This is a genomic window from Sorangium sp. So ce726, from assembly GCF_051521405.1.
Classification (GTDB): Bacteria; Myxococcota_A; Polyangia; order Polyangiales; family Polyangiaceae; genus Sorangium.
Genome location: NZ_CP150349.1, coordinates 8,797,843 through 8,810,038 on the forward strand (window position 1 = coordinate 8,797,843; position 12,196 = coordinate 8,810,038).

Below are 12,196 nucleotides of genomic sequence, written 5' to 3' on the forward strand. Positions count from 1 at the left end.
TCTCGCACTCGCTCTAGCCACCGCCATGCTCCGACCCAGCCCCCGCACCGGTCTCCTCCTGCTCGGCGCACTCCTCGCGGCCCTCCCGGGCTGCGACGACGTGGAGGTCTTCGTCCCGCTGCCGGACCAGAGCGGCCCCGCCGGGGTGCTCGATGGCACGGTGACGTACGCCGGACCCCGGCCCTGCACGAAGGACGGCCACGTCGTCGGCGCCGCGATCGTGCTCGGCTTCGACACGCGCCTGCTGCCGCCGCCCGAGGGGCTCGGCACCTCGGCCGCGAGCATCGATGTGATCCCCGGCGACGAGCTCTTCGGAGGCCTGGGCGCCGCGCTCGATCGCTCCAAGGACGGCGCGCTCCACTGCCCCGAGCCAGGCGAGCCGCCCGTCACCGTGAGCGCCACCTGGCGGCTGGCGCCGCTGGTCGCTGGCACCTACCAGATCCGCGGCTTTTACGACTACGACGGCAATTTTGACCCCACCTTCAGCATCGCCAACCTGCCGACCCGGGGCGACGTGGCCGGCGGCGCGATCGAGAACGCGACCGAGGTGCTCGAGGGCGCCGCCCCGCGGTACCGCGCGATCACGATCGCCGCCCCCATCCCCGAGACGGGCACGCGGGTCAGCGGCATCGCCGTCACCCTCGGCCTCCCGCTCCCGCTGGAGCGGCCGCTCTTCCACCTCGCCGAGGTGCTCGCGCCGGCGTCCGGCGTCACGCAGAGCCCGAGCGAGGTGGTCATGGCCTCCGACTTCCAGCTGGCGACGTTCAGCCCGGCCGATCCCCCCGGCACCGAGGCGTCGCTCCTGCGCCTGCGGCTCGCCGCGGGGGTGCCGAACAGCGAGGTCGCGCGCGCGGCGAAGCCCCCGCTCTCGCTGCCGGTGGGCGGCGAGCCCGCGCCGACCCTCACCTACGCGCGGCAGGACGTGAACGGCGACGGGGCGATCGACAGCGACGACCATGTCCCCGACTCGGCCCTGATCCCGGCGCTCTTCCCGATCTCGGTGTTCGCGAAGCAGGACGAGAAAGAGCCGCTGACCAGCCAGGCCGCGCCCGCGGTGCTCCTCCAGGGGCTCACGATCTACGACGATCTCGTGACCACAGCCACGCTCGGCCCGGAGCCGCTGAACGAGCCGCGAGACAGCGCGCTCATCGGCGTCCGGCCCGCAGCGCTGTGCATGCACCCGACCGAGCCGGAGCGGGGGGGCGTGCTCGTGCTCAGCCACAAGACCGACAAGGAAGGCAACGACATCATCGCGGAGCGGGACGTGGCCCAGGTCGAGGAGGCGCTGAGCCGGCAGTTCGAGCGCACGATCAAGGTCGCGTTCGGCTGCCTACCCGAGGGGAGCTACGCGCTCAGCCTCATCTACGGCACCGGTCAGGCCTGGACCGTGCCCAACGAGGCCGGCGTGTGCGCGCCGTCGGAGGCCGAGACCGCTGACGTCTGCGGCGCGCGGCCGCGCCTCGCGTCGCAGAGCGTCGTGCTGCGCATCGGCCCGCCGGACGACAGCGCGTACTGCGCCGAGCACCCGACGCCGGCGGCCTGCGCGCAGTGAACGCCGCAACGCCGCAACGCCGCAACGCCACAACGCCGCGGCGGCGTCCGGTCGCACGCGGCGCGAAGGCCGCCGCGATCCGCGCGCGGGCGCGGTGAAAGCGCCGGTTTCCTGCTGGAGGCGGCGGTTGCCTCCGCGCGCGCGAACCGATGGTAGGGTCTCGGCATGCGCTGCACTTGCTTTCCCTCGCTCGCTCTTCTGGGGGCGCTCGGCGGCGCCGCGGCGGGCGCGCTTGTTCCATCCGACGCGTCGGGCGGCTGGCCGCCGCCCGAGTGGGCCAGCGCAGCAGCCATGGCCGAGCCTGAGCACTGGCCGAGCGACCCCGACTACGGCACGTCGGTCACGCAGAGCGGACAGTGGGGCTTCTACTCGTTCATCCCGGCCCCGAGCGGGTACGTCCGGCCGGAGGAGTCCGCCGCCGGCATGGCGATCGATCTCGCCTGGCGCTTCACCCAGGGGGACACGCGCGTCCGGATCGCCGTCGCCGACTCCGGGATCCTCTGGGGAGAGGCGGATCTCCTGGAGAAGGTGTGGCTCAACCAGGGCGAGCTCGCGGCCCACAAGCCGCGGCGCGCGGACGGCGTGGCGTGCGGCGGCAACGGCGCGCTCGCGGGCTTCGACTGCAACGGCGATGGGGTCCTCTCCATCGCGGACTACAGGGACACGCCGGAGCTCACGCCCGCGGCTTCGGAGGGGCGGGTGCAGGGCGATCGGAACGGGAACGGCCAGCTCGACGCCGGCGACCTCATCCTCCACTTCTCGGACGGGATCGACGACGATCAGAACGGCTACGTCGACGACATCGCGGGCTGGGACTTCTTCAAGAACGACAACGATCCGTTCGACGACGCCCGCAACGGCCACGGCACCGAGGGCGCGAAGACCTCGGCGGCGCAGACGAACAACCAGCTGGGCGGCGCGGGCGTCTGCCCGCAGTGCCGGGTCATCCCGCTGCGCGTCGGCGAGAGCCACGTCGCCGACGCGCAGGACCTCGCGAAGGCGCTCCTCTACGCGGCCGACAGCCGGATCAACGTCGTGCAGTGCCCGGTGACCGCGGTCGACAACACCGGCTTCGTCCAGGCGGCGCTCGACTACGCCCACACCCAGGGGACGCTCGTCGTCGCGTCGATGGGCAACGAGGGCTCGCGCCACCACAGCGTGCCCGCGACGAGCAACCACGCGCTGCCCGTGAGCGCCGTCCGCTACGACGGCCAGAGCGTCGCGACGTCGACCACGTTCGTCGACGCGTCCCCGTGCTCGAGCTTCGGCGGCAACAACGTGCTCGCCGTGTCGAGCCCCGGCTGCGCCAGCGACGCGACCGCCGAGCTCGCCGGCATCGCGGGGCTGCTCTACTCCGTCGCGCTCGACCGCGGCGTGTCCCTGTCCCCAGGGGAGGTGCAGGGCCTGCTCATCGCGACCGCCGACGACATCGCCGTGCCGGAGTCGCTGGAGCCCGGATCGCTGTACCGCTTCTCGCAGGAAGGGTTCGATCAGCGGTTCGGCCACGGCCGCGTCAACGCGAACCGCGCCGTGGAGGCGCTCCGCGAGGGGCGCGTGCCGCCCGCCGTCGACATCACGTCGCCGCGCTGGTTCGAGGTCGTTTACAAGGATCAGGTCCAGGGCCCGGTGCCGATCGAGGGCACCATCTCGGCGAAGCGGGCGATGGCCTACGACTACTGGGTCGAGTGGGCGGCAGGCGCGCAGCCGCTCGCGGCGGATTTCAAGGTGATCCACAAGGAGACGAACGTCACGCCGACGGTCGTCATCGGCGTCGAGGGCCCGATCGCCTCGCTCGACGTGCGCACGATCGGCACGTCTCACCTCCGCGACCCCGACAGCCCCCACGGCGAGGACGATCGCGCGATCACGGTGCGCGTCCGCGCGGTCGCCCACTACGCGACCGGCAAGGTGGAGAGCGAGGCGCGGCGCACGATCCACGTCGACAGCGATCCGACGCTGGTCCAGGGCTTCCCCGTCCACGTCGGCGACAGCGGCGAGGGCAGCCCGAAGATGGCCGACATCGACGGCGACGGCGTCCGCGAGCTCGTCTACCCGACGGCCGGCGGCGCGCTGCACGTGCTGAAGATGACGCCGAAGGGGCCGGTGCCGCTGCCGGGGTTCCCGTTCATGACCGACCCCACCGACGGCCTGCTCGATCGGCCGGCGTCCCCGGCCACGCCCACGTACCTCGGCGCACCCGCGTACAGCAAGGTGGACGAAGGGCTCGGTCGCGAGCCGATCCTGAGCGCGCCCGCCATCGCGGACCTCGACGGCGACGGCAGGCAGGAGATCGCGATCTCCACCTGGCCGGGCACGATCTACGTCATCGGCGCGGACGGAGACGACCGGGACGGGTGGCCGAAGCGCCTGCCCGAGATCCCCTCCTGCCCCCTCGATCCCGGCGCTCCGGCGAGCGCGCCGTGCATGTCGGCGGCCGCGCGGATCGCGCGCGGGGCCCTCGCCTCGCCGGTCCTCGCGGATCTCGACGGCGACGGGCACCTCGACGTGATCCAGGCGGCGTTCGACGGCACGATCCACGCGTTCGACAGGGATGGCAGCGCGCTGCGCGGCTTTCCCGTCGAGGTGCACTACGCGGGTCCGCTCGCCGAGGAGCCGGCGCGGAGCCGCCTCCTCGCGACGCCCGCCGTGGCCGACTTCAACGGCGACGCGCTGCCGGATCTGCTGGTCGCGTCGAGCGAGCGGCTCGGCGAGGACGGCGAGGCCGGGGCGGTCTACGTGATCGATGGGCGGGGCACGACCGCGCCCTCCGGGCCCGTGCTCGCGGGGTGGCCCATCACGGTGCCGTCGCTCTCGTTCGACCCGCTCGCCGCGGAGGGAATCATGGCCTCGGGCGTCGTCGGGCGGTTCGGTGGCGCGCTGGCGGGCGTCGTCCAGGGCAACGGCGCGCCGCCGCTCGTCCTCCCGGCCTCGCCCGGCGAGCAGCGCGAGCTCCTGGCGACGCCGGCGGGCGCGCTGCCGCGGGCGGGCGGCGGCTCGCCGGCCGGGCTCGACCCGGCGTTCGGCCCCCTGTCGCCCGCCGCCGGCGCCCGGACGATGATCCCGCTGCTGTCGCAACCTGCGCTCGGCGACATCGATCAGGACGGCACCCCCGACGTCATCGCCGCGGGCGCCTCGAGGGCGGCCGCGCTCGCCCTCGCGGGCGCGCAGGGGGCGACGCAGCCGGGGCCTCACCTGCTCGCCGTCTGGAGCGGCAGGTCGGGCGCGATGCTGCCTCGCGCCCCGTTCGTGCTCGAGGACTACGCGATCTCGGGCAGCCAGGCGGTCGTCGATCTGAACGGCGACGACTATCCCGAGGTGCTGAGCGGATCGAGCGGCTACTTCCTTCATGCCTTCGACGGGTGCGGCCGGGAGCCGCGCGGGTTCCCCAAGTTCACCGGCCAGTCGATCACCAACACGCCCGCCGTGGGCGACCTCGACGGCGACGGCACGCTCGAGATCGCGGTGGGCACGCGCGACGGCTGGCTCTTCGCCTGGCACACCGAGGCGACGACAGGCGCGCTCATCGCCTGGGAGAGCCTCCATCACGACAACCAGAACACGGGCAACCTCGACACGCCGCTCAGGCAAGGGGTCGCGCGGATGGCGCCGCGGCCGCTCACGGTGGACCTGTGCGAAGGCCCGCAGCAGGCCCCGCTGATCCTCCAGCTGGGCGGAGGCTGCGCGTGCGAGGCCGCGGGCGCCGAGCCGCGGCGCGGGTCCGGCGCTCGCGGCGCGGGCGCGGCGCTGGGTGCGGCGCTGATCGGGGCGATGGCGCTGTGGGGGAGGCGGCGGAGGGCGTAGGCCCGTGAAGGGGCCGCGCACCGCCGCGCGGCTCAGCGCCGCTCAGCGCCACCCGACCTGCAGCACGCATGCCCCCGTGCTGCCGCCCCCGCAGCGCAGCTCGAGGAGGCGCGCTGTGGACCCTGACGTGGCCAGCAGCGCCCGCAGGAAGCCGCTCACGTAGCGGCACATCACCGGCGCGAGCCCGTCGGGCAGCCAGAGATCGACCTTGGCGCTGTGGGTCGACGTTCGCTCGACCTGGACGCGCCCCCACGCGTGGAACCGGCGGAGCAGCGGCCCCGCCACCTCCAGCAGCGCCTCCGGCGTCCGCGCGACCCGGAGCCTGCGCAGCATCTCGGGCAGCGCCGCGCTCGCGAGCGCGCCGCCGACCGCCTCCACGCTCCCGGGGGCCTCGCCGCCGAGCGCGCGCAGGTAGGCCACGAGGGGCGCCACCGGGTAGAGCGCGGCGTCGTCGGTCGCCGCGACGATGGCGTCGCGGTCCGCCGGATCGAGGCCGCTCCACACGCGCGCCTCGCCCCCTTCGCCGAGCCGCCGCGCCGCCTCGGCCCTGCAGAGCCGGAAGGCCAGGCCGCGGCTCAGCGGCGCGCCGTCGTGCGGCGCCGGGATCGAGGCCTGCGTGGGCTCGCCTGGGCTCGAGAGGAGCGCGGCCGCGAGCGCGTCGGCGAACACGACCGGCGAAGCGATGCGCCTGGACGGCTCCGGCTCGAGCGCCCGCGCAAAGAGGGCGTCCACGCTCGGGGAGAGCCCCGGGCGCGCGCGCGAGGGGGGCGTGATGTCCCCGCGCTGCTGCATGGCGACGATGCCGTAGGTGCCCGCGGCCTCGAACGGGGCCCTGCCCGTCAGCATGGCGTAGGTGACCGCCGCGAGGGCGTAGGTGTCGAGCGCCGGCTGCGGGTCGGCGGCCCCGGGGATCAGCTGCTCCGGCGCCGCGAAGCCGCGCGTCCCGCCGACGAGGTGGGGCCGCTCGCTGCCCAGCCGCGCCCCGAGCCCGAAGTCGATGAGCACCGCCCGCTCGATCCGCGTGTCGAGCAGGATGTTGCCCGGCTTGACGTCCGCGTGCACGTACCCCTCGGCGTGCATGCTCGCGAGCGCGCCCGCGATCTGGCGGACGACGGAGAGGACCTGGTGGAGGGGCATGAACCCGCCCTGCGGCGCGCGGTCGACGATGTGGCGGTGGATCGTCTCTCCCTCGACGTACTCGAGGATCAGGTACATGCGCGCGCCGTCGAGCCGCCCCCAGCCGTACAGCTGGACGATGCTCGGGTGCCTCAGCCGCACGAGCGCCTCGGCCTCGCGGAGCAGCGCGCTGTCGTCCGGCTCCGTGACCACCTTGAGCGCGACGAGCTGGCCGAGGAGCTTCTCGCGCGCCAGGTAGACCTGCGACTGGCCCCCCTCGCCCAGGATCGCGGTGATCCAGTACTTGTCGTCCACGAGATCGCCAGGGGCGAGCCGCACGGGCAGCTCGTTCGCCTCGCCCCGGGCGAGCGGCGCGGGTGCCCCGGCGCTCTCCGGTGCAGGCTGTGACGTGGGCCGCTCGTTCGACTCGGTCACGTGGGGCGAGAGGCCGGAGCGCCGCGCGAGCTGCTCGCTCACCAGCCTGGCCGCGAGCTGGAGGGTCGCGATGCTCCCCGCGTCGAACTCCCGGGGCTCGCCGGACACCGCGCACACGCTCCCGACAGCCCCGACCCCCTCGAGGACGACGGGGAACCCCGCGTACGCGCGGACCAGGTTCATGGCCACGAGCGGGTTCTCGGACAGCACGGGGTGCGCGCGGGCGTCCTCGACGATGAGCGGGGCGTTGTCGCGCGCGACGTGCTGGCAGAACGACCACGAGCGCAGCGTCCCTCCGGCGATCGACAGGTCGCGGGGGAGGCCGGTCGCGCCGATGAAGATCTGCCGCGACGAGTCGATGATCGTCACGACGCTGGCCGACGTGCCCACGCCCCGCGCGACGAGCTCGGCAACGACGACGAGCTCGGGGTCGGGCGTCGTGCTGCGCAGGCCTCGCCGCTCGAGCTCGGCGTCGCGCGCGGGGTCGTCCAGGGGGTCGGCGGCGCGGCCCGCCGCCGGGTGGCTCAGGGTGGGACCGTCGCTCGGCGACGGGAGCAGCGCCCCGAGGAGCGCCTCCGCGGTGACCGGCTTGTGGACGACCGCCGCGATCTGCTCGTATCCGCGGATCCGCTCGAGGAAGCCGCGGAACCGCGACGTGACGATCAACCGTGCAGGCGGCGGCGTCCGATCGACCGCGCGGACCCAGCCCTCGACCGCGGCGCGGTCCAGATCCGCGACGATGGCATCGGCGGCCGCGCACTCCTCGGGCGTGGGGCGCGCGGCGGGGGGCGTGAAGACGGACCATCCGGCTGCACGCAGCACCTCGGCCATGTAGTCGCGCTCCGTGGCGATAGGCTCCAGCAGCAGGACATTGCGCGTCATCGAACGGCGAGAGTACCTCGCCGGAGAGGGGAGGAGCACCGCCGCTGCTGCGGCGCGTGAGGTTCAAGCCCCGGAACCTCCCCGCGCCGCCGCTGTCATTCCGCAGGCACGACGGACAGCCGGCCAGCGCGGCCGAGCGCCCGCCTGAAGGACGCGGATCCGCGCGTCTTCCGCGCGGTTCCTGATGACGTGAGCGCGCCGCTCCGCGCGGCGCACAGGGGAGATCTATGCCCAGCGCGAACACGACGGACGCCGGGGATGGCGGCGCCGCCACCGATCCGAACCTCACCGCCGCGAGGCAGCCCGACGCGGCGAGCACCGGCGAGGCCCCCGCCCCGGTGCGCTCCGTGGAGATCGTCATCTCCTGGGGCACGACCGTGCTCTTCGTCCAGCACCTGACGCCGCCGCGCGCGTTCGACGTCGGCGAGGGGCGCAGCGACGGTCGCCCGTGTGACTGCTTCCTCCCCGGGCGCGTGCTCGGCGCGCGCCGCGCGCCGCTCCTCGAGGTCGACGGCGCCGGGCGCGTCGGCTTCGTCCTGCTGGGCGCCGCGACGGGGACGCTCACGCTCACCCCCGGCGGCGCGCCGCTGTCCGCGGCCGCGGCGCGGGAGCTGCACGCGGGCGCGGAGCGCGCGGCGATCCCCGGGGCCACGCTCGTCCCCCTCCCCGCGCAAGGCCGCGTGGACGTCGAGATCGCGGGCGTGCGGATCCAGATCCGCGCCGATGCCGCCGCGGGCGAGCGCGTGGGCCGCTCGTTCGTGAGCCGGAAGAGCCTCGCCCTCCACGCCGTCTCGGCGGCCCTGCACCTCGGGCTCCTCGGCGCCCTCGCTCGCTGGGCGCCGCCCCTCGTCGACCCGTCCACGGGCATGAGCGCGGATCGGATCGCGCTCGTGCAGCAGTACCTCGCGTCCGCCGACGAGCGCGAGATGCGCGGGGCGATCGAGCGCGAGGGCGAACCCGCCGCCGACGCGAAGGAGGGCGGCGCAGGGACGAGAGCCAAGGGCGAGGAAGGGTCGATGGGCCACCCTTCCGCGTCACGCGCGCTGGCGACGGGGAACGCCTGGGGGGTCAAGGGCCCGAGCGACAGCCCCGATCCCCACGTGGCGCGGCAGCAGGCGCTGCGCGACGCGGCCGAGTTCGGGATGATCGGGCTGCTTAACGCCGGGGGCGGCGGCGATCCGGGCGCCCCCACGGCGCCGTGGGGGCTCGACGGCGCCGCGCCGTCCGCAGACGGCGCGGGCCTCCCCCTCGCTGGCTACGGGGGCCTCGCCAGCGAGAGCACGGCGCTCGGGCTCGGATCCATCGGGACGATCGGGCACGGCGCGGGCGCCGGGTCGGGCCAGGGGTTCGGGAACGGCCACGGGCGCGCCGGCGCCTCCTCGCCGCCGGTCTCGGCGCGGAGCGCGGCCGCCTACGCTCCGGAGCCCGAGGTCGCCCTCGATCCGAACGGCCGCTTCGCCACCACGTACCGGCCCGGGGGCGGTCACCTCGCCGCGTTCGAGGCCGCCCTCGCGCGCGGCGTCGTGCCCGCGGCGGAGCGCGAGCTCGTCGGCGACGTCGCCGCCCGCTACGCCCCGGAGGTCCCGCTCGCTCCCGACAAGGCGCTCGGCCTGCGCACCGACCTGGAGCGCGCCGCGCTCGGCCCGGGCGGCGGCGCCTTCCACCTGCGCCTCGCGCTCCGCTCCGCGGCGGCGGCGGCGCCCGCGCGGCCGCACCTCTCGGTGCACCTCGTCCTCGACACGAGCGGCTCGATGGCCGGCGCGCCGATCGACAGCGCCCGCCACGCCGCGCAGGCGCTCGTCGATAGGCTGGCGCCGGCCGACGACTTCTCGCTCACCGCCTTCTCCAGCGACGCCGAGGTCGTGATCGAGGACGGCCCGGTCGGCCCGCGCCGCGCGGCGATCCGCCGCGCCATCGAGGGGCTCCGCGAGGGCGGCGGCACCAACATCGGCGCGGGGCTCTCGCTGGGCTACGCGCAGGCGAGCCGGCCTGGCATCCCCGAGGACGCCGTGCGCGTGGTGCTGCTCGTCTCCGACGGCCGAGCGACGAGCGGCCTCACCCACAGCGGACGCCTGGCGTGGCTCGCCCTCGACGCCTTCCAGCGCGGCATCCAGACGAGCGCGCTCGGGCTCGGCGACGACTTCGACGGCCAGCTCATGAGCTCGATCGCGAGCGACGGGGCCGGCGGCTACTACTACCTGCGACACCCGGAGCAGATCGCGCCCGCGCTGTCGACCGAGCTCGACAAGCGCCTCGACCCAGTCGCGACAGCGGTCGAGGTGCGCGTGCGCCTGAAGGCGGGCGTCGATCTGCTCCGCGTCTACGGTTCACGCCGGCTGGACGACGCCGAGGCCTCCCGCGTCCGCGCCCAGGAGATCGCGGCCGACGTCGCCGCCCTGTCGCGGGACCGGATCGCGGCCGATCGACGCGACGACGCCGAGGGCGGCATGCGCTTCTTCATGCCTGTGTTCGCCCGCGATGATCGGCACGCCCTGCTGCTCAAGCTGAGCGCCGGCCCCGGCGCGGGGAGGCGAACCGTCGCGACCGTCGAGCTCAAGTACAAAGATCGACTCTCCAGGAAGAACGTGATCGAGGAGATCCCCATCGAGGTGCGCTATGCGGACAGCGACGCCGCCAGCGCGGCGTCCGTCGATGCGTCGATGACGCGCACGCTTCAGGGCTTCGCCGCGGGCGAGTCGCTCGCGGAGGCCGCTGCCCGCGTGGCGCGCGGCGATCGCGCCGGCGCCGCCGCGCTCCTCTCCGAGCGCGAGGGCATCCTGCACGAGGCCGCGGCCCGGCTGAACGAGCCGCTGTTCCTGGAGGACGAGGCGCGCCTGTCGCGCCTCCGCGCGCACATGGGCGCAGAGCAAGGCCTCGGTGATCCGCTCGTGCTCGCGATGTTGCTGGAGACGGCGGGGCGATCCCGCCTGCGTTGACGCGCAATCGCAGCGCGCGCACGGGCGGAGGCGTCCCCCAGGTGGTAGGCTGAGCGCGGCCATGACAGACAGAGTCTCATCGACCGGACGCGCTGCGCTGCGAGAGTCGCTGCTCCAGTTCTCCGCTTTCGCCGACGCGCTCGAGTCCCGCTCCATGCGCGAGGCCATCGATGCCTGCATCACCGTCCTGGACGCTCCAGGGCCGCTCGACAAGCGCGACCTTGCCCCATGGCTCAAGGTCGTCCACGAGCGCGCAGCCGACGTCTTTCGAAGGGGTATCCGTCAGACCACGGGTGTGCTGCGCCAGCAGATGATGCACGGCCTGAAGCAGGCTGAAGAAGACGCGGTCTGGATGCAGCAGGCCATCGACGCGCTCAGTCGAGACCGCGCGAACTGACATGCTGGGCTGAAACAGCGCTCGTCGCCCCGTGGCCTTAGGGCCTCTCCTGGCGGTCAGGAGTGCCCGAGCCACACGGAAGGAGAGCACGAGCCGCGCGCGCACCGAAGGGCGATCGCTGTCATGGTTGAGATCGCGCTTCGAGGCCGCGCCGACCGGGTGTCGCGGGCCCGGCTTCCGAGCTCGCCGAAGCGTGCTGGTGGCCGAGCCCGCGCAGACGACGGCTCGCCGCGACAGGCCGAAGCGACCCGGCCGGGAGGCGGGAGCAGGCGGCCGCGCACAGCGTGACACGACGCGCGCCGTCCGTGCTACGAGACGGGACATGTTCGCCTCGGCGTTTCCGCTGCTGCTCCTCGGCTTCTCTCTCGGAATGCGCCACGCGACCGACGCGGACCATGTGATCGCGGTGGCGACCGTCGTGAGTCGGGTGCGGAGCCTCGGGACGGCGCTGCTGATCGGCGCGATGTGGGGCGTCGGCCACACGCTCACGCTGATGTTGATCGGCGGCGCCATCCTGCTCTTCGGGTTCGTGGTGCCGCCGCACGTCGGCCTGGCCATGGAGCTCGCGGTCGCCCTGATGCTGATCGGCCTCGGGGTGTACCACCTGGCGCGGCTCTACCGGGCGGTCCGGCGGGGCGAGCCGCCGGCGCCCGACGTTGCTCCGGTAAAGCAGGTTGCTCACCACGACGGCCACCGGCACGACCTCGGCTGGGCGGACCGCGTGTTCGGCGGTTCGCGCGTCTATGCGAGCCTCCGGCCGCTGCTCATCGGCGTGGTCCACGGCCTCGCGGGCTCGGCCGCTGTGGCGCTCCTCGTGCTCACCACGGTGCGCGACCCGCGGTGGGGCATCGGTTACATCGCGCTGTTCGGCGTGGGCACGATCGCCGGGATGACGCTCATCACCGGGGTGCTCGCGCTGCCGTTCGCGTATGCGCGCGCTCGCACCGGCGGGATACACTACGCCTTCGGCACCGTCGCCAGCCTCCTCAGCGTGGGCTTCGGCCTGTTCCTGGCCTACGATATCAGCTTCGGATCCGGGCTGTTCACTGCGAACCCGCAGTGGACGCCTGGCTGACG

The 12,196-nt window shown here is 74.4% G+C and carries 6 protein-coding genes; 5 read left to right on the top strand and 1 reads right to left on the bottom strand.

The annotated features are described in order from the left end of the window. The first annotated feature begins 25 nt into the window (after window positions 1–25). Together WME79_RS32540 and WME79_RS32545 are read left to right on the top strand one after the other, a co-directional pair. On the top strand, window positions 26–1,552 hold the full coding sequence (locus WME79_RS32540; protein ID WP_437522785.1) for a hypothetical protein: 1,527 nt from the start codon (window positions 26–28) through the stop codon (window positions 1,550–1,552). Between the two features lie 165 nt (window positions 1,553–1,717). Further along, window positions 1,718–5,353 (top strand): S8 family serine peptidase, encoded by a 3,636-nt coding sequence (locus tag WME79_RS32545; protein WP_437522787.1) that lies wholly within the window; start codon window positions 1,718–1,720, stop codon window positions 5,351–5,353. 42 nt (window positions 5,354–5,395) lie between these two features. On the opposite strand, the gene WME79_RS32550 is transcribed toward WME79_RS32545, so the two are convergent. Continuing rightward, complete coding sequence (locus tag WME79_RS32550; protein ID WP_437522788.1) at window positions 5,396–7,786, bottom strand: protein kinase domain-containing protein; 2,391 nt, start codon at window positions 7,784–7,786, stop codon at window positions 5,396–5,398. Window positions 7,787–8,013: 227 nt separating this feature from the next. Here WME79_RS32550 and WME79_RS32555 point away from each other — a divergent pair, with 227 nt between their 5' ends. The 3 genes from WME79_RS32555 (at window position 8,014) to WME79_RS32565 (ending at window position 12,194) form a co-directional block, all read left to right on the top strand. Then, window positions 8,014–10,722, top strand: coding sequence for a vWA domain-containing protein (locus tag WME79_RS32555; protein WP_437522790.1), 2,709 nt, complete (start codon window positions 8,014–8,016; stop codon window positions 10,720–10,722). Between the two features lie 154 nt (window positions 10,723–10,876). Further along, on the top strand, window positions 10,877–11,119 hold the full coding sequence (locus WME79_RS32560; protein WP_231864310.1) for a hypothetical protein: 243 nt from the start codon (window positions 10,877–10,879) through the stop codon (window positions 11,117–11,119). Window positions 11,120–11,441: 322 nt separating this feature from the next. Continuing rightward, window positions 11,442–12,194 carry a high-affinity nickel-transport family protein gene (locus WME79_RS32565; RefSeq protein WP_437522792.1) on the top strand — a complete coding sequence of 251 codons (753 nt, stop codon included), beginning with the start codon at window positions 11,442–11,444 and terminating at the stop codon, window positions 12,192–12,194. The last annotated feature ends 2 nt before the right edge of the window (window positions 12,195–12,196 follow it).